The sequence below is a fragment of the Kitasatospora paranensis genome, from assembly GCF_039544005.1.
In the GTDB taxonomy this organism is placed as follows: domain Bacteria; phylum Actinomycetota; class Actinomycetes; order Streptomycetales; family Streptomycetaceae; genus Kitasatospora; species Kitasatospora paranensis.
In genome coordinates this window covers 1,702,201-1,718,497 of sequence record NZ_BAABKV010000001.1, presented here as the reverse complement: position 1 = coordinate 1,718,497, position 16,297 = coordinate 1,702,201, and the positions used below count along the sequence as shown (strand labels likewise).

Sequence of the window (16,297 nt, the reverse complement as noted above, 5' to 3'; positions counted from 1 at the left end):
GTCCCGTGGGAGCTCGCACCGGCGGCGGAGCGGGCCCGGGGCCGGTGACACCCCTGGCAGCAGCTCACCCCACGTATAGTGCAGGCGTTTTGGGGAACTGATGACCACGTCGCCGAGGAGGCCGCTGCATGGAGCCCGTCACGCTGATCACAGGTGGATCGACCGGAATCGGTGCCGCCACCGCCCGCACCCTCCTCAAGCAGGGCCACCGTGTGGCGGTCACCGGACGTGACGCGGGCAAGCTGGCCGCCTTCGCCGATTCGGCCGGAGCGGGTGAGCGGCTCCTGACGATCACTGGCGACGCCGCCGAGCCGGAGGACGTGGCCGCCGCCGTGGGCCGCGTTGTCCAGGGGTGGGGCCGACTGGACAACGTCACTGCCAACGCCGGTTTCTCGCTGCCCGGCAACCTGGAGAGCCACGCCCCCGAGGACATGCGCGCCATGGTCCTCACCAACGTTCTGGGCCCGGCCCTGCTGGTGCGTGAGACGCTGCCGCAGTTGAGGGCATCGCAGGGCCGGATCGTGTTCGTCGGTTCCGTCGCCGGGGTGCGCAACACGCCCGGCAACCTGTACTCGGTCACCAAGTGGGCCGCGCACGCGCTGGCGGAGAACACCCGGCTGCTGGTCGGCAAGGACCGCATCGGCGTGACCGTCGTCGCCCCCGGAGTGGTCGACACCGCGTTCTGGGCCGAGCGCGGCGGCACCCCCGAGGAGGCGATGACCCCCGAGCAGATCGCGGCCGCGATCGCCTTCGCGCTCAACCAGCCCGCGGGCGTGGACATCAACCAGATCACCATGCGCCCGACCGGGCAGCTCGGCTGACGCGAGTAAGGCGATCGAAGCGGCGCCGAAAGCCGGGCAGTCGGGCGGGGGAGGACTCGCATGATCCGGTGGGGAGTGGAGGAGGCGCCTTCACGGCGCGGGTGTCCTCGCGGGCACTGACGACGACCCCGGGCTATGGGTCGGGGAGCGGAGTGGCGGTGCGGCGGAGGACGGTCACGCCCTGGAGGTCGGCCGGTTCGAGGTCGATGGCGCGGCGCAGTTGCTCCATCCGCTTCGGCAGCGGCTCCCAGCCGGGCTCGCCGGCCATGTCGATGTTGAGGGCCTGGATCTCGCGGACGTAGGCCCGGGCCAGGCCCCGGAAGTGCAGCGGAAGGCCGGGCCGGCTGCGGCCGCTGGGGGAGATGCTCACCCACAGGGCGGTGGTGGTCTCGTTCGTCGGGCCGGCGGGCTTCGCGGCGTCGCGCAGGACCAGGCGGCTGCGGACGGTCAGCCAGTCCCGCAGGGCGGCCCGACCCGGACCGGACAGCGCGACCGTCTCGGTGACCGGTTCGGCCAGCAGATCCCGGTGCTGGGGAAGCCGGGTGACCCGGATCCTGCCCCGGCGGAGGTCGACGTCGTCCACGCGAAGGGTGCAGAGCTCGCCGGCCCGGCAGCCGGTGTCCATCACCGTGGCGATGATGGCGAGCACCCGGCTCCGGGCCTGCGACCGGCCCGGCCGGACCGCGCGTTCCAGGTGGCCGAGCAGAATGCTCCGCGGACGGGCGGCGACCACCGGCCGGAGCACGACCTGCAGGTCGCGGTCCGGGAGTACGACGGCGAGCCCCGCCCGGGCGCCGAGGATCTGCAGGCAGTCCTCCCGCACCTTCATGGACGCCGACGACGCCTGGTCCGGCCGTGCGGTCGGCTTCCGCCGCAGCAGGCCCAGTTCGGCGGCCCGGAGGTAGGCGGCGAGGGTGTCCGGCGCCAGCAGTTCGCCGAGCGACCGGGCGGCCGCCGCCGGGACGGCGTCCCGCTCCAGGGCAGTGCGGATCTCACCGGCGACCCACCGCAGTTGCTTCGCCCGGGACGCGCTCGTGGGCGGTGCGCAGGCGCATTCGACCGCGGCGTTCAGCTCCTCGATCGAGGGCGGCGTGCTCACCGGAACGTCTGCCATGGGGCCACTCTAGGGCCGAGAGCCGGGACCGCACCCGGCTCCGCACGTCGCCAATAACTGGCCTGGGGCGCCACCGTCCCCCGGGGGAGGGCGGCGAGGTGGTGCCCGCCGTCTCCGGCTCCCCGCCCCGGTGGTGCCCGCCGCTTCCGGCTGTCCGCCCGGCGGCGCGTCAGTCGCAGTCGCGGCAGATCTGCTGGTTCTTCCTGCTGCGGGCGAGTCGGCTGCGGTGGTGCACGAGGTAGCACGCGGTGCAGGTGAACTCGTCCTGCTGCTTGGGGAGTACGGGGACGCTGAGATCCTCGCCGGAGAGGTCCGCGCCGGGCAACTCCGTGGCGTAGTCGGCCTCCAGTTGGTCGACGACGTCGACCGTGGAAGCCCTCGCCGTGGCGCGGGTGGCCTTCAGCGTGCGGAGGCCGTCGTCCTGCTGATCGTCCTCGCCCGCACGCGGCGCGTCGAAATCGGTGGCCACTGGTGATCTCCCTGCGGTGATCTCTGTCGGTACGGGCCGGGCAGGAGGTGCGCTCGGCCCGCCGTGGCGGACGCCACCCGCTCGATGAGAGCACAGGTGCGGGCGGCAGCCCGGCAGACGCGGCGGACGGGCGACCTGCCGGTGTGTCCCCGGCCGACCCTATCGACGCACGAACGCTGCAAGTCGCAGGGCGCATGTCGACCCGGAAGAGTCGTGCCGTGACCGCACCGCAGGTACGCCCACTCGACTCCCCCGCCACCGCAGGGCCCCCGTCGTCGCAGGTCGGCGACGGGCTGGACGGCGTGATGCCGCTGGTCGCGGCGGGTGACGAACGGGCTTTCGGGCTGCTGTACGACGCCATGGCGGGGCCGGTGCTGGGGCTCGTCCGACGAGTGCTGAGGGATGCGGCGCAGTCCGAGGAGGTGACGCAGGAGGTTCTGCTGGAGGTCTGGCGCACGGCTGCGCGCTACCGGCCCGAGCGGGGCGGGGTGGCGGCCTGGGTCCTGACCATCGCCCACAGCCGCGCCGTCGACCGCGTGCGTTCGGTCCGGGCCTCAGCCGACCGGGACAGGCGGGTGACCGCCGCCTCGCACCTCCCGCCGTCCGACGAGGTCGTCGAGGCGGTCGAGCGCAGGCTGGACGGCGACCGGGTGCGGGAATGCCTGGGGGAACTGAGCGAGGTCCAGCGGCAGTGTCTGACCCTCGCCTACTACGGCGGCCTCACCCAGACGCAGATAGCCGATGCCGTCGGTGCGCCTCTCGGCACCGTCAAGACCCGTATGCGCGACGGGCTCATCCGGATGAGGCGCCTCCTCGCAGCCGAGCAGTGAGGCGGCGAGCAGTGGGACGGCGAGCGGTGAGACAGCGAGTCGGGAGGAAGGAGCCGGGAGGCGGGGAGCGCCCAGGGTCGTGGAGTGCGCAGGTCGGCCGTCGGCCTGTCGCCGCGTCAGAAACCGGGTGTCCTCTGTACGGTATCGGGATGATCACGACCGTTGCCCTGCATGCCGATCATCTCGCGAGGGGACTGCGGGATGCGGCGGCCGCTCGCATTGCCGCGCTCCGCCCGTCCCAGGGGGCCCCGGCCGCGGGCGGGACGGACTGTCGCCTCGGTGGGCCGGGTCTCGACGGCGACCAGGGGAACGCCTCGGCCGAGGTGGCGGAGCTGGTCCAGCTCCGCGCCGATGCCGGTCGCGCCTGGGCGGAGGACCGCTGGGTGGATCTCGTTCACCTCGCCCGCAGTCACGGACAGCACCTGCGGCTTGCCGAGCCCGTCGCGGAGTCGATGCGGTGGATCGAGGTCGCGACGGGGGCAACTGCGGTCTCCCCGTCCGCGCACGCGGTTGGCGCGCCGCGGTCGGGGCAGTACGAGGGGTGAAGCCTGTTCGGGCCCGGCGGAGCCGTCACTGCGTGCTGCTGTCCTTGCGTCCGCCGGTGCCTCGCTGACCCCTCATCATCAGGACGAGGCCGACCAGCATCACTCCGCTGCCGGTCAGCGTGCCCCACTGCCGGATGCCGAAGGTGTCGACCGCCAGACCGAAGACCAACTGCCAGCACAGTGCGAGGGCCACCACCAGTTGGCCCCAGCCGTAGCGGCGGGGGAGACGGACATGGCGCCGGTTCATGGGCAGCACCCAGCCGCGGCTGATCGCCGCCACACCGGAGGCGGCGAAGAGCGACGCCAGCAGGACGACGGGTAGGGCCAGGTAGATCTTCACGATGCCTCACTCGCCCACCGGACGTGCGCCGGAGAGCAGTTGATCATCCCACCGGCCGCCCCCGGCGTCCACACCCGTCACCCGTCACACCCAGGTCAGGACGGCTGCCGGTCCAGAATGTCGGCGGTGGTCCGCAGCACGTGGTCGAGGACGCTCCGGTCGGCGGCGAGCCGGGTGGCGTTCTCCGCGATGAGCCGCCGCTGGACTTTCGACTCGGCGCCGAACCAGATCTCGGCGACCCCGGTCCGGCGCCGGCAGACGATGTCGGCCGAGGCCGTGGCGGTCTCCAGCGGCGTGACGATGTGCGGGTCGGCCGCGAACCGGGCGTCGTCGTTCGCGTCCATCGGAGCGGCGTAGTCGTAACCCTGCCCGCGCATGCAGGAGGACCACCGGGCGAAGACCTCCCGCACCTCCGGTTGCGTCTGCGACTCCGCGAAGGACCGGCTCGACAGCTCCCTGACCAGCGCGGACACCCCGCGGGTCGCGCTGCCGAGAGTGCGGCGCGCCTCGCCGTAGCAGCCTTCCTGCGGAATCCTCCGGCCGGCCGCCGCCAGTCGCCCGGCGGCTGCGGCGGCCGCGTCCGCCTCCTCCGGGGGCAGGCCCTGGACACCGCCGAGGGCGACCAGCGTCTCCGTCGAGGGGGTGGGTTCCGCCTGCTGGGCTCGGAGCGCCGCGTCGTACCGGGCCTGTTCGGCGGCGTCCGGCTTGTAGCCGCGGGCCGCGGACAGCTCGGCGTCATGGATGCCGTACCGCCAGTCGGTCAGGGTACGGGGCCCGATCCTGGGAATCTCGGGGGCCCGCCGCCATGTGACGCCGAGGCCGTTCATGCACTGCTCGACGAGCGCGGACTCGGCCCGTCCGATCGTCGACTCCTGGGCCCAGCTGGGGCGGTAGGCCTCCAGCGGGAGGTGCCATGCCGCCGGGTCGGGGTCCGTCCCGGCGATGGGCCCGGGAGCGGTCGGTGTGCCGGACGCGGACGGGATGGATGCGGACGGGAAGGAGGTGGGTCCGGCGGCGGACGACCCGGCCGCCAAGCCCCCCACCAGAACGGATGTCATCACCAGGAGCACCGTCGCCGATCCCCGCGCCGTGCGGTGTGCCGCTCCGGTGGATGCACCGCGCACGATCGGCTGCTCCTTGTGTCGGGCCCGGCGCACGAGGGTTACTCGTAGACGGCCATGCTGGCGTTGTTGTTGTACGTGGCGACGAGGTTGCCGCCGGTGTTGGGGTAGAACGCGTCGGTGTCGCCGTGGGACCAGGAGTTCACGCTGACCACGACCAGGTGGCCGCCGTAGTTGTAGACGGAGGCGGTGTTGTTCTTGACGTTCTGGCCGGCGCCGTTGCCCGTGCCGGAGCAGAAGGTGAGTGCCTTGACGCCGTTGTTCGTCTGCAGGGCGTCGAAGTTGCCGATGCCGTGGCCGGCGTTGACCCAGGCCCCCTGGTAGCCGGAGTTGTAGAAGAGGCGGAAGCGGAACCAGTCCGAGTGTGCCGCGCACTTCTCCGACGAGTAGTACGAGTCATTGTCGTCGTTGGCCGCCGGCGCTTCGGCGAACGCAGGCAGCGCGGTGGCGAGGCTCGCCGCCGCGGCCACCGTGGCCAGGACGGCGGCCCGAACTCCGCGCCGGCTCTTCGAGGGTGAAAGCTTCACAGCAGGGACTCCGTCGTCAGGGGGAGGGGCTGGTACCGGTGGGTCCGGACGGGATCGCCGGGCCCGATATCACCGGGTTTGACCGGTCTTTCCAGGGGCGTGGACAGCCCGCCGAGGTTCGACGGCCAGGCACGGAGGGCCAAAAGCCACAGGAGGCCCGTGACGGCTGGATGGGGACCGAAATGGTCCGGCACCCCGGTGGTTCCGAGTTCGGCGGCTCCAGGGCCGTTTGTGGGTCCCGAATTCTGTCCGCTTTTGCGCACTTTCATAAGATTCGACCCGATGTGGTCCGTCCCCGTTCGTCGGGACCGGAGCTGCCCACCACGGGCTCCGGTTCCGACGAACGGGCACCGGCCCGCCGCCGTGGTCATGCCCCGAAGGCTAGGCGCCGCCGGTAGCGCAGGTCGTATCGCCCTTGTATCGCCGGCGCACACCCCCTCCTCCGGGACGCTACGCCCACCCCCATCACCGCTCCGACCTGCGGATTCACCGGCGCAGGGCCTCGACGGGCTCGATCCTGGCGGCCCGCAGCGAGGGGTAGCTGCCCGCCAGGATCCCGGTGACCGACCCGATCAGCGGGGCCGGGAGGACGGCCCACATGGAGAGCGCCGCGGTCCAGTCCTGCGCGACGGCGACGGCCAGCACGACGGCGACACCGAGGCACGTGCCGACGAGCCCGCCGAGCGTGCCGAGCGCCGCGGACTCGGTCAGGAACTGGAACGCGACGTGCCGAGGGCGCGCCCCCAACGCACGGCGCAGGCCGATCTCGCCGCTGCGTTCGAGGACCGCGACGAGGGTGGTGTTGGCGATCCCGACCGCTCCGATCAGCAGTGATATGCCGGCGAGCAGCAGGAAGAGCGTGCCGAGGTCGTTGGCGACCCCGCTCTTCAGCGTGGTCGGGTCCGGCGGGGCCGACACCTTGAGGAACTGCGGGGCGTCCGGCCGGAGTGCGAGGGCGAGCTGACCGGCCACCACCTGCGCCGCGCCCATCCTGGTGTCCACCACCATGCTCGCCCGCGGGTCCTGCGGGGAGCCGTACGCCGCCATGGCGGTGCTGGACGGGATGACGACGGCGTTCAGCAGCTCGGGGAACCGGCTGATGTCGTCGAGGATGCCGACCACCGTGTAGGGCGACCCGTCGATGAAGACCGCGGGCTGCGCGTCGAGCCGGCTGATGCCCAGGCGCTCGGCCGCGCCCCGGCCCAGGACGGCGACGCGTTCCTTCCGGTCCTGGTGGAAGCGCCCGAAGAGCACGCCGTCGGCGAGCGTCGGATGCATCGCCACCAGGGCTTCGGGCTCGGCCGCGTACAGCCCGAGGCCCTGGCCGGTGCCCTCCGGTGCGAAGGGCGAGGAGGCGACGGCCTTCGGGTGGATCGGCAGCGGCCACCAGATGCCTGCGCCGACCGTGCCGTTGATGGCCCGGGCCCGGGCCGAGGCGTCCGCCGGGAACGCCATGGGCGCACCCTCGTCGCCGGGGCCGATGTCCTGCACGGTCACCTCGGTGGCGGCCAGGAGGTTGAACCGGCCGTCGATCTGGCTGCTCGCGGTGGCGGTGAGACCGAGCACGGCGACGAAGGCGCCGATCCCGAGGACGGTGCCGAGCATGGTCAGCACCGAGCGGCCGGGGCGCTGCAGGACGCCCGACAGTGCTTCGGAGACGAGGTCGTGGACGGAGAACCGGGAGGGGGCAACGGTCGTCTTCATGCGTTCACCCGCTCGCCGAGCACGCCGTCCCGGATGGCGAGGCTCCGCTGGCCGCGGGTCGCCACGGCCGGGTCGTGGGTGATGACCATGATCGTCAGGCCGTCCCGGTGCAGCGAGTCGAGCAGCCGCAGCACGGACTCGGCGGTCGCGGAGTCGAGGTTGCCGGTCGGCTCGTCGCACAGCAGCAGGGCCGGCTGGTTGACGAGGGCCCGGGCGATGGCGACGCGCTGGCGCTCGCCTCCGGACATCCGGGTGGGCAGGGCGTCGAGCCGGTGCCCGAGCCCCACCTGCCGGAGCGCCTCGACGGCCCGGCCCTGCCGCTGCCGGCGGGGGTGCCGTTGTAGAGCTGGGCGAGGATCACGTTCTCCGTCGCCGTGCGGTAGGGCAGCAGGTGGAAGGCCTGGAAGACGAATCCGATGCGGCGCCCGCGCAGTGCCGTGCGGTCCGCGTCCGGCAGGGCGGCCGTGTCGAGTCCGTCGAGCTCGTAGGTGCCCTCGGTCGGGCGGTCGATGAGCCCGGCGATGTTCAGGAACGTCGACTTGCCCGATCCCGAGGGGCCGACGACCGTGACGTACTGGCCGGCGGAGACCGTGAGGTCGAGCGGGCGCAGGGCCTGGACCGGCGGTGTGCCGGGGTACGTCATGCCGATCCCGGTCATGCGGATGACTTCGGTCATGATCCGCTCACCAGCACCTGGTCGCCCTGGGCGAGTTCGCCGGACCGGACGGGTGTGACCTGGACGAATCCGCCTCCGGTCAGGCCGGCGACGACCTGCACCCGGCGGGTGGGGGCCCGGAGCTGTCCTTCGTGGCTTTTACCACGGAGGCGACTCCGTCAGCGCCGGTGGACACGGCGGAGAGCGGCACGACCAGGACGTCCGCCCCGCTGGAGGCCGAGGTGACGGTGAGCTGGACGTCCTTGCCGGCCCACTCCGGGCCCAGGTCGTCGACGGGGTCGATGGTGACCCTGCTGGTCAGCGCGCCGCCGCCGGATCCTCCGCCCTGTCCGCCGTCCGCCTGGGCGTCGGCGGCGGAGGGCTCGCCGATCGAGGTGATCTTCCCGGCGACGTGCTTGCCGGTCGCCGTCACGGTGATCTCGACCGGCATGCCGGGCTTGAGCAGGGCCGCTCGGTCGGGCGTCATCTGGGAGTGCACGCCGAGGCGGCCGGTCGACAGCGTGATCAGCGGTGCCTTCACGGGGTCGCCGACCTTGGCGGTGAACGCGGTGACCTGGGCGGGGAAGGCCGGGAGGAACACCGCCTCGGAGATCGGGATCATCGGCCCGGTGGTGTCGACCGTGGTCCGGTAGTCGTCCTGGGCCGAGAGCAGCGCCTTCTTGGCGTAGGCGAGTTGGGTCGCCAGGCTTTCGCCGCCGCCGGACGCCCCGGACTTCCCGCCGGGCGGGGTCGTCGCGGGGGTCCCCGAGGCCGCGTGGATCTGCGCGTCGAGGGCGTCGACCTGCCGTTGCGCGGTGTCGACCGCCTGCTGGGCGGTCTTCAGCTTCGCCTGGTCGTCGACGCCGGTGACCGGGTGGTCGAAGCCGAGGTGGGCGTACATCTTCGCCACCGCCTGCTTCGTGGCCGGCCCGAACCTGCCGCCGTCGTCCCCGGTTGTCGGGTAGCCGAGGCTCTTGAGCGCGGCCTGCAGCTGGGCGACGTCCGTCCCGTGGTCGCCGGGCTTCAGATCGCGGTAGATCGGAACCGCTCCGGGCAGGGCGATCAGCGGCCGCCCGGAGACCTCCAGCAGGACGTCCCCGGGCCGGACGGCATCGCCCGTCTTGACGTGGACCGCCGTCACGACCTGCACCGCTGCACCCTGGCCGCCGCCGAGCGGGGTGACCTGGAACTGCGACGAGGCCTCGACGCTCCCGCGTGCGACCACCGTGTCGGACAGGACGCGCTTCTCGACCGTCGCGGTGATCATCGACAGCGGTGGCGCCTTGGTCTCGGCCGCCAGCTGGCCCGGCGACTTGACGTACGTCGAGGCCACGACGCCGCCGGTGGCCAGGAGCGCGGACGCCACCGCCAGCGCGATGAAGAGCCGGCGGCGTGAGGCCGCGCCCGAGGGCGGCGCCTGCTCCTCGTCCCGTGGCCCGACGTTCTGTTCCAACAGCTCTGTCACTTCGACTCCTCGACGACCCGGGTGAACGTCGAAGGCTGCCAACGAAGGTGACGATGAGTCAAGGAAGGTCGTTCAGGGCATGGCAAATCGGACAGGGCTCATGTGATCTGCGCCACACGAAAATGTCCACATGGTGAGATGGCCCAGCTCACGCCTCTTCGTCCGGCCCGGCCGTCAACTCGCCCATGGAAAAGATCGATTGACGACCCGTCCGTTCAGGGAGGAGTGTCTGGGACGCCGCCCCGCTCGGGGCGACGGGGATACGGGATTCGTTCCCGCGGCGAATTCGCCACCCCGCGGCGCATTTCCGAAAGGGTTCAGAAATGTCCTTCGTTCGTAAGTCCGCATTCGTGGCCGCCGCCGCCGTCACCGCGGCCGTGCTCGGCTCCGGAATCGCGTTCGCCGACAACACCAGCTCCTGCACCGACAGCGACAACGGTGCCGGTGGCGACGCCTGCCTCTACTTCAACTCGAACTACGCCGGTGCCCGCGTCGGTGACCCGTACGCCAACAACTACACCGACAGTGGCAAGACCTACACCTTCCACAGCTGGGCCGGCGGCAGCAACGGCGCCGGTGTCGCGGTGAAGAACAACGCGGCCTCGGTGTCGAACTGGGACCACAACCTCACGCTGCACATCTGGTACAACTCGAACCAGCAGGGCGCTGTTCAGACCATCGGCGTCTTCGGTGACGCGAACCTGAACTCCACCCTGAAGAACGAGAACGCCTCGCAGTCCTGGGGCTGACGGATCACCACCGCCCATTCCACGCCGCCCGGCCCAGCGCGCGGGCCGGGCGGCGTGGCGGCATCCGTCCACACCGTAGAGGACAGGAAAGGTTCCATGCGCACCGCTCACCTCGCCGCCGCGATCGGCGTTCTCGCCGTGCTGACCACCGGATGCTCCGCCGTCACGAATTCGGCGCACGGTTCGCCGGGCCCGGTCGACGTCACCAGTATTCCGATGATGACGACGGCCAAGGACAAGACCCTTCCCATCGAGGACTATCTGCTGAACGGCCGGCAGATGGCGCAGGTCCAGAACGCCATCAACATCCTCGAAGTGCGCTGCATGGCGCGGTTCGGATACACCTACGCGCCGCTGACCCCGAACCTGGACAGCCCCATCACGCAGACCGTCCGCCGCTACGGTGCCACGGACCTCTCGGTCGCCTCTTCCTACGGCTACCACGCCCCGGCCGGCTTCAGCGCCGACAAGTCCGGCCAGCCCACGCTCACCGACGAGGAGCGTCAGGTCCTGACCGGAGGTCTGGAGCCGGGGCAGATCAAGGCCTCTCCTTCGCAGAGCGCGAAGACCGCGGCGAACGGCCAGTCGGTGCCCTACGGCGGATGCACCCAGGAAGCCACCGGCAAGGTGCAGCCGGGCCGGGGAATGAAGGAGGCCGAACTCGCCGACGACATCAACCTGGGCGACTACCAGCGCTCCATCGAGGACCCGCGGGTCAAGAAGGCATTCGCCGCGTGGAGTTCCTGCATGAAGGAGAAGGGGTATTCCTACCCCTCGCCGATGGATGCGATGAACGACCGGAAGTGGGCGGCGTCCAGCCCCTCCCCGGAGGAGATCGCGACGGCCACCGCGGACCTGGAGTGCAAGTCCAAGAACAACGTGATCGGCATCTGGTTCGCCGTGGAGAGCGCCCTCCAGCGCCATGACATCGACGCGAAGATCGACTCTCTCACGAAGGTGAAGGACGACATCCAGTCCGCCCTGAAGCGGGCCGCGGATGTGACGGCCGAGAAGTAGTCGCGCTGCCCCGGAGCGGATCGCCGGCCGGGTTCCATCGACGTTCCCATCCTCCCCGATCGGAATGGGACGGTTCTGAATTCACGAACAGCTGGATGCTGAAACCGGTCCGAGTGGAATCCCGGAGCGCCGTTGCCCCGGCGGGTCGATCCCCGAGGGTTTTCTTCCGGCCGTCCGGTGAATCCTCGTGCTCGGCATTGCCGCGGGATGGGAGGGCCGAACGGATCGGTGTGCGGGAATTGGCCGGGCGCAGCGCCACGCCCACGCCGAGCGGCGGCCCGTTGCACTCCGGCGTGCTTCGGTCCGGTGGGCATTGTCATTCGGATACGTATCGGATGCGGATGATTCCGACGGGCCCATTCGGAGTGGTCGGCCATGTGTGGTGAGGGCGTCCGAAATGCGGGGTGCGACGAGGCGGCCGCCGGCTCCTGCGGCCCAGCCCCTGACGTACGGAGCTCCGGCCCCGCCGGCCTACACGACCCGCTTGGTGATGACAGAGGGTGACGAAATGGCGGGCGTGGGACCCGACCCCGGTTCTGCGCTCTCAGATGACGGAGCTGCGTCGCTCCAGCAGCATGACGTCCCGCCAGACGCCGTGCTGCCGGCCGACGCGCTCCCGGGTGCCGATCACGCGGAAGCCCGCCCGCCGGTGCAGGGCCAGGCTCGCGTGGTTCTCGGGAAAGATCCCGGACTGGATGGTCCAGATGCCCGCGGCCTCGGTCGAGGTGATGACCGCGTCCAGCAGCATCCGTCCGACTCCCCGCCCCTGTGCGTCGGGGTGCACGTAGACGGAGTGCTCCACCACGCCCGCGTACACGCATCGGCTGGACACCGCGGAGACGGCGACCCAGCCGAGGACCGTTCCGTCGTGGTCGACGGCGACCCAGCGGTGTTCCGGCAGGCGTGCGGCGTCGAACACCGGCCAGGCGGGTGCGGTGGTCTCGAAGGTGGCGTTGCCCTCGTCGATGCCTGCCTGGTAGATCGCGAGCACCGCTTCGGCGTGCGCCGCGGTCATCGCCACGACGGAAGAACCAGGGGCCGTCGGCAGGTCGGTGCGGGGGATGCCTGCGTCGTGGGGGCGCCGGGACACGAGGTCGTCACACTCCTTCGCGGGGATTCGCCCTGCTCCATCGACGGTCAACGATAGGGCAGGCGTGCGGGTGCCGGGCGTGCGGGACCTCGCGTCGGGGCGGCTACCTCGCGTCGATCTCGGCGATCAGGCCCTCGACGAGCAGCCTGATCCCGTCGCGGATCGGCCGGACGGCCTCGACGCCCTGGCCTGCCGGGTCCTCCAGCTTCCAGTCCAGGTAGGTCTTGCCGGGGAAGTACGGGCAGGCGTCGCCGCAGCCCATGGTGATGACGTAGTCCGAGGTCTCGACCGCCTCCGTGGTCAGGATCTTGGGCGTCTGGTCGGAGAGGTCGATACCGAGTTCGGCCATGGCCGCGACGGCGGCCGGGTTGACCCGGTCGCCCGGGGCCGAACCGGCCGAGCGGACCTCGACCCGGTCGCCGGCCAGGTGCCGCAGGAAGCCGGCGGCCATCTGGGAGCGGCCGGCGTTGTGGATGCACACGAAGAGGACGGACGCGGCAGGTGCGGGCATGCGGGTGTCCTTGCGGATTCCGGCCCGCTCGCCGGCGGGCGTGACGTGGTCCGGGCGACTCCACCGGCGCGCGGTGGGCGTCGCCCGTTCGGGCGGGCCCGCTTCCGGCTGCTCGATCGGACTCGCCAGGCCTGGACTTCGCCTGTAACGTATCAGCCCATGGTGACGTCAGTCGATGGTGATCTGTTGAAGGCCCTGGCCGATCCGCTGCGGATGCAGATCGTCCGGCTCCTCGCCCATGAGGCGCTCTGCACCACCCACCTGGTGGCCGAGACCGGCGCGCGCCAGACCAACCTCTCCAACCACCTGAGGATCCTCCGGGACGCCGGTGTCGTCGACACCGAGCCCTGCGGGCGCTTCACCTACTACCGGCTGCGCCCCGAGGCGCTGCAGATGCTCGCCGACGAGTACGCGGCCCTGGCCGTGCGTGCTCGCGAGGGTGCTGCCGCCGACCGCAAACGGTCCTGCTGAGTCACCGAACCCGTTCCGCCCGGTCGGCCCCGGCCGCCCGCGGCACAAGGAGTCACGCCGTGAGCACCGACAGCCCCGTCCGGCCCATGGACACCGATCCGGTGGCCTCCGATCCCATGGCCACCGATCCCGCACCGACCACCGCGGGGTCGCCCGAACCGGCCCCGGGGCCGGCGCCCGTCGTGCCGCTGCGCAACCGGGTGGCGGCAGAACTGGTCGGGACCGCCGCCCTGGTGGCGGTCGTGGTCGGCTCCGGGATCCAGGCCACCGGGCTCAGCGGCGACGTCGGCCTGCAGCTGCTGGCCAATTCGCTGGCCACCGTCTTCGGGCTCGGTGTGCTGATCCTGCTGCTCGGTCCCGTCTCGGGCGCGCACTTCAACCCGGTGGTGACGCTGGCCGAGTGGTGGACGGGCCGGCGGAAGGCCGAGGGGATCGGCCTGCGGGAGGTCGCCGCTTACATCCCGGCCCAGATCGTCGGCGCGATCGGCGGGGCGATCCTGGCGGACGCGATGTTCGGCAGGGCTCCGGTGCGGTGGTCGACGCACGACCGCTCCGCGGGGCACCTGTTGCTCGGAGAGGTGGTCGCCACCGCGGGCCTGGTGCTGCTGATCCTCGGCCTGGCCAGGACCGACCGGGTGCGGTTCGCCCCCGTCGCCGTCGCCTCCTACATCGGCGCGGCGTACTGGTTCACCTCCTCCACCTCCTTCGCCAACCCGGCGGTCACGATCGGCCGCGCGTTCACCGACACCTTCGCCGGCATCGCACCGGGCTCCGTGCCGGCCTTCGTCGGCATGCAGTTCGTCGGCGGCGCGGTGGGCCTGGCCCTGGTCGCGCTGGTCTTCACCCACCGCGGCCGCCGCTCCACGGGAGGCTGACCGGACACGGCGACGGCCCTCTCCCCGGGTGAACGGGAGGGGGCCGTCGGTGCGTCCGGCGCCACGGCGGGCCCGGCCGGCCGGGGCATCCGGCGGGCGGGGCCGGCCGCCGTCACGGGTAGCCGAACGGCTGCAGGATCGGCCCGCACACGTGCCACTCGCTGCCGCCCTCGCTGGCGTGGTGATCGAGGTGCGCGCACCACCACAGCACCAGGTCCTGGCCGTTGATGTTCTCGCCGGTCGCCTGGGTGAGGATCTGGTCGTCCTGGGACGTCCCCAGCCGCCCCCGCAGGTCCTCGGTGCCGTGGTAGGCCAGTACCGCCGCGTCCAGTCGTCCGAACCCGTCGGCGACACCGTCGAACGGGCCCGGTGCGATCACGTACCCCGTCAGGGTGCCGAGCGGATTGGACTTGTTCAGCACCGCGTAGGTGCTCCGGGGCGAGCGGGCGACCACCGATTCCGTGCCGTACGGCAGCCAGCCGGGGCCGTAGCCCCAGTCCGTACCGACCTGGAGGTGTTCCAGCGCGAGGTTGTTCGCGGCGCCGACGATGTCGAAGTCGAAGCGCCAGTACACGTGGTGCCGGTGGTTGTACGGCGCCTGCAGTCCGGCGCTGTACAGCTGCGGCAGGATGATCCCGTCGCTGCGGAAGATCCATCGGTTCGTCAGCCGGTAGTTGCCGATGGTGTGGTAGCTCTCGACCACGAGGAAGCGGTAGGCCGGATTCGTGCCTTCGTAGACCTTGACAGGCCCCTGCATGTTCCCGCTGCTCAGGGCATCCTTGTACGGGCCCGCAGGGCCGTCGTACTGGACCCGGATCATCGGCAGGCTCGCCTTGTACAGGACGGTCTGGCCCTTGTAGCGCACGTTGGTGAAGGCGATGGCCTCACTGTCTCCGTCGACCATCTGCCACTGGAAGCTCCACACCGGGGCCTCCGGCGGCCACTGCACCTGTCCGCCGGACGACCGGACGAAGGTTCCGGACAGGGATTGCACGGTCATGACGACATCTCCTGGGGTATCCGGCCGGCCGTGACGACGGCCTGGTCGGTGAGGTCGACGACGGCGAACGCGATCGGCAGGCGCCTGTCCCTGGGGCCGAACCGCAGGTCGACCAGCCGGTGCCCGTACCGCGGGCTGCGGAAGTCGACCTCCTCGACGATCAGACCCATGCCGGTGCCGAGGTCGATGTCGGGGTCCACCAGTCCGTCCGCGCCGCGGAGCAGTTCCAGGGCCTGGCTGCGCTCGGCAGCCGCCAGCGGAGGTTGCCGATCCGCCGTGCTCACTTCGAGAACCCTGGCGGCATCGAGGTCGACCAGTGCCTCCACGACCTGGCCGTCGGTGTAGTTGTACATGGTCACCAGCGGGTGTTCGCTGTCCCGCCCGGTCGCTGCCGATCCGACCCCGAGGACGTCGCAGCGCTTGCCGGTCAACTCCCTGTCGACCGCTTCGGACGCGAGTGCCACCTCCACCGCGCGCCGCCGTCCGTCGTCGGCGAGGTTGGATTCCATCGGCTCGAACTCCACCGGCGTGGTCTGCACGTGCGGCAGGTGTCGGCGGAAACTCTTGGCATCACTGAACGGGGGGTCGATGACGGGGCCGAGGTCCACCAATTCGACGCGCAGAAGTTCGGGCGGCGGAAGGCTGAAATCATCAGGCATGGCTGTACCTCTTCACGGGTGCACGGCCGACGGGCGGCAGAGATACCGCGAAGCCGGACCACGGCACCGGAATCTGGGTTTTCGCTGGGCATGACGGGCCGGGGCCGTCCGGAACGGCAGGGCTGCGCGGCGCTGCCACGGACCTTCGGCCGGCCGCCGGCTGTGCAGGGCCCTGTCGGGCTCTCGACGCCCTCGTCTCCGTGCGCGCCGTGCGTTCCGTGTGCCCCGAGCGGTGGCTCGCCCGCGCGTTCGGGCGCCCCGGCCCACGCTTCCTTGTCCTCTCACTCTCCTCCTTCATTGATGGACAATCAAGCGTGTCCATCGGAGGCGTGGG

General features: G+C 71.4%; 19 protein-coding genes and 2 pseudogenes. 7 read left to right on the top strand and 14 right to left on the bottom strand.

The genetic code is table 11. The features are described 5' to 3' along the window. The first annotated feature begins 128 nt into the window (after positions 1-128). The gene (locus tag ABEB13_RS08660) at positions 129-821 is read left to right on the top strand and encodes an SDR family oxidoreductase (protein ID WP_345705001.1); all 693 of its coding nucleotides are present in this window, start codon (positions 129-131) and stop codon (positions 819-821) included. A gap of 133 nt (positions 822-954) precedes the next feature. Here the strand turns inward: ABEB13_RS08660 and ABEB13_RS08655 are convergent, their stop codons facing one another. Together ABEB13_RS08655 and ABEB13_RS08650 are read right to left on the bottom strand one after the other, a co-directional pair. Next, the gene (locus ABEB13_RS08655) at positions 955-1,935 is read right to left on the bottom strand and encodes a tyrosine-type recombinase/integrase (protein ID WP_345705000.1); all 981 of its coding nucleotides are present in this window, start codon (positions 1,933-1,935) and stop codon (positions 955-957) included. Between the two features lie 169 nt (positions 1,936-2,104). Continuing rightward, entirely contained in the window at positions 2,105-2,404 is a 300-nt protein-coding gene (locus ABEB13_RS08650) for a DUF4193 domain-containing protein (RefSeq protein ID WP_345704999.1), read from the bottom strand. Between the two features lie 194 nt (positions 2,405-2,598). Between ABEB13_RS08650 and sigK the strand changes: the two genes are divergently transcribed. Both sigK and ABEB13_RS08640 read left to right on the top strand, forming a co-directional pair. After that, entirely contained in the window at positions 2,599-3,234 is a 636-nt protein-coding gene (gene sigK / locus ABEB13_RS08645; RefSeq protein WP_345709599.1) for an ECF RNA polymerase sigma factor SigK, read from the top strand. Positions 3,235-3,383: 149 nt separating this feature from the next. Next, positions 3,384-3,779, top strand: a complete 396-nt coding sequence (locus ABEB13_RS08640) for a hypothetical protein (protein WP_345704998.1) — start codon at positions 3,384-3,386, stop codon at positions 3,777-3,779. A gap of 25 nt (positions 3,780-3,804) precedes the next feature. On the opposite strand, the gene ABEB13_RS08635 is transcribed toward ABEB13_RS08640, so the two are convergent. The 8 genes and pseudogenes from ABEB13_RS08635 to ABEB13_RS08610 form a co-directional block, all read right to left on the bottom strand. Beyond that, entirely contained in the window at positions 3,805-4,119 is a 315-nt protein-coding gene (locus tag ABEB13_RS08635) for a hypothetical protein (protein ID WP_345704997.1), read from the bottom strand. A gap of 95 nt (positions 4,120-4,214) precedes the next feature. Then, complete coding sequence (locus ABEB13_RS08630) at positions 4,215-5,180, bottom strand: hypothetical protein (protein WP_345704996.1); 966 nt, start codon at positions 5,178-5,180, stop codon at positions 4,215-4,217. 101 nt (positions 5,181-5,281) lie between these two features. Beyond that, on the bottom strand, positions 5,282-5,767 hold the full coding sequence (locus ABEB13_RS08625) for a hypothetical protein (RefSeq protein ID WP_345704995.1): 486 nt from the start codon (positions 5,765-5,767) through the stop codon (positions 5,282-5,284). A gap of 486 nt (positions 5,768-6,253) precedes the next feature. Next, on the bottom strand, positions 6,254-7,471 hold the full coding sequence (locus ABEB13_RS08620) for an ABC transporter permease (RefSeq protein ID WP_345704994.1): 1,218 nt from the start codon (positions 7,469-7,471) through the stop codon (positions 6,254-6,256). Beyond that, on the bottom strand, positions 7,468-7,605 hold the full coding sequence (locus ABEB13_RS40425; RefSeq protein WP_425559986.1) for a hypothetical protein: 138 nt from the start codon (positions 7,603-7,605) through the stop codon (positions 7,468-7,470). The genes ABEB13_RS08620 and ABEB13_RS40425 overlap by 4 nt, the downstream gene beginning before the upstream one ends. A 90-nt stretch (positions 7,606-7,695) precedes the next feature. Continuing rightward, positions 7,696-7,758: pseudogene (locus ABEB13_RS40420) on the bottom strand (hypothetical protein); the annotation flags it as partial. A 119-nt stretch (positions 7,759-7,877) separates the two neighbouring features. Further along, a pseudogene (locus ABEB13_RS40415) lies at positions 7,878-8,114 on the bottom strand (ATP-binding cassette domain-containing protein); the annotation flags it as partial. A gap of 112 nt (positions 8,115-8,226) precedes the next feature. Next, positions 8,227-9,591, bottom strand: a complete 1,365-nt coding sequence (locus ABEB13_RS08610; RefSeq protein ID WP_345704993.1) for a peptidoglycan-binding protein — start codon at positions 9,589-9,591, stop codon at positions 8,227-8,229. A gap of 323 nt (positions 9,592-9,914) precedes the next feature. Here ABEB13_RS08610 and ABEB13_RS08605 point away from each other — a divergent pair, with 323 nt between their 5' ends. Next, positions 9,915-10,340: a hypothetical protein gene (locus tag ABEB13_RS08605; RefSeq protein ID WP_345704992.1), complete on the top strand. Its 426-nt coding sequence runs from the start codon at positions 9,915-9,917 to the stop codon at positions 10,338-10,340. Positions 10,341-10,436: 96 nt separating this feature from the next. Then, complete coding sequence (locus ABEB13_RS08600) at positions 10,437-11,357, top strand: hypothetical protein (protein ID WP_345704991.1); 921 nt, start codon at positions 10,437-10,439, stop codon at positions 11,355-11,357. Between the two features lie 544 nt (positions 11,358-11,901). On the opposite strand, the gene ABEB13_RS08595 is transcribed toward ABEB13_RS08600, so the two are convergent. Both ABEB13_RS08595 and ABEB13_RS08590 read right to left on the bottom strand, forming a co-directional pair. Then, positions 11,902-12,372 carry a GNAT family N-acetyltransferase gene (locus tag ABEB13_RS08595; protein ID WP_345709598.1) on the bottom strand — a complete coding sequence of 157 codons (471 nt, stop codon included), beginning with the start codon at positions 12,370-12,372 and terminating at the stop codon, positions 11,902-11,904. A 178-nt stretch (positions 12,373-12,550) separates the two neighbouring features. Continuing rightward, positions 12,551-12,958: an arsenate reductase ArsC gene (locus ABEB13_RS08590; protein ID WP_345704990.1), complete on the bottom strand. Its 408-nt coding sequence runs from the start codon at positions 12,956-12,958 to the stop codon at positions 12,551-12,553. A gap of 159 nt (positions 12,959-13,117) precedes the next feature. On the opposite strand from ABEB13_RS08590, the gene ABEB13_RS08585 reads away from it, so the two are divergent. Then, complete coding sequence (locus tag ABEB13_RS08585) at positions 13,118-13,429, top strand: ArsR/SmtB family transcription factor (RefSeq protein ID WP_345704989.1); 312 nt, start codon at positions 13,118-13,120, stop codon at positions 13,427-13,429. A 116-nt stretch (positions 13,430-13,545) separates the two neighbouring features. Continuing rightward, the gene (locus ABEB13_RS08580) at positions 13,546-14,304 is read left to right on the top strand and encodes an aquaporin (protein ID WP_345709597.1); all 759 of its coding nucleotides are present in this window, start codon (positions 13,546-13,548) and stop codon (positions 14,302-14,304) included. Between the two features lie 112 nt (positions 14,305-14,416). Here ABEB13_RS08580 and ABEB13_RS08575 read toward each other — a convergent pair whose 3' ends face one another. Continuing rightward, positions 14,417-15,304, bottom strand: coding sequence for a hypothetical protein (locus ABEB13_RS08575; protein ID WP_345704988.1), 888 nt, complete (start codon positions 15,302-15,304; stop codon positions 14,417-14,419). Continuing rightward, positions 15,301-15,963: a hypothetical protein gene (locus tag ABEB13_RS08570; protein WP_345704987.1), complete on the bottom strand. Its 663-nt coding sequence runs from the start codon at positions 15,961-15,963 to the stop codon at positions 15,301-15,303. Before ABEB13_RS08570 ends, ABEB13_RS08575 begins: the two co-directional genes overlap by 4 nt. Positions 15,964-16,297: the final 334 nt, after the last annotated feature.

Bases quoted from the DNA above. Each gene is read 5' to 3' on its own strand.
- ABEB13_RS08660 (WP_345705001.1), top strand. From the start codon at position 129: ATGGAGCCCGTCACGCTGATCACAGGTGGATCGACCGGAATCGGTGCC.
- ABEB13_RS08655 (WP_345705000.1), bottom strand. From the start codon at position 1,935: ATGGCAGACGTTCCGGTGAGCACGCCGCCCTCGATCGAGGAGCTGAAC.
- sigK (WP_345709599.1), top strand. From the start codon at position 2,599: ATGTCGACCCGGAAGAGTCGTGCCGTGACCGCACCGCAGGTACGCCCA.
- ABEB13_RS08640 (WP_345704998.1), top strand. From the start codon at position 3,384: ATGATCACGACCGTTGCCCTGCATGCCGATCATCTCGCGAGGGGACTG.
- ABEB13_RS08620 (WP_345704994.1), bottom strand. From the start codon at position 7,471: ATGAAGACGACCGTTGCCCCCTCCCGGTTCTCCGTCCACGACCTCGTC.
- ABEB13_RS08605 (WP_345704992.1), top strand. From the start codon at position 9,915: ATGTCCTTCGTTCGTAAGTCCGCATTCGTGGCCGCCGCCGCCGTCACC.
- ABEB13_RS08600 (WP_345704991.1), top strand. From the start codon at position 10,437: ATGCGCACCGCTCACCTCGCCGCCGCGATCGGCGTTCTCGCCGTGCTG.
- ABEB13_RS08595 (WP_345709598.1), bottom strand. From the start codon at position 12,372: ATGACCGCGGCGCACGCCGAAGCGGTGCTCGCGATCTACCAGGCAGGC.
- ABEB13_RS08590 (WP_345704990.1), bottom strand. From the start codon at position 12,958: ATGCCCGCACCTGCCGCGTCCGTCCTCTTCGTGTGCATCCACAACGCC.
- ABEB13_RS08585 (WP_345704989.1), top strand. From the start codon at position 13,118: ATGGTGACGTCAGTCGATGGTGATCTGTTGAAGGCCCTGGCCGATCCG.
- ABEB13_RS08580 (WP_345709597.1), top strand. From the start codon at position 13,546: ATGGCCACCGATCCCGCACCGACCACCGCGGGGTCGCCCGAACCGGCC.
- ABEB13_RS08575 (WP_345704988.1), bottom strand. From the start codon at position 15,304: ATGACCGTGCAATCCCTGTCCGGAACCTTCGTCCGGTCGTCCGGCGGA.
- ABEB13_RS08570 (WP_345704987.1), bottom strand. From the start codon at position 15,963: ATGCCTGATGATTTCAGCCTTCCGCCGCCCGAACTTCTGCGCGTCGAA.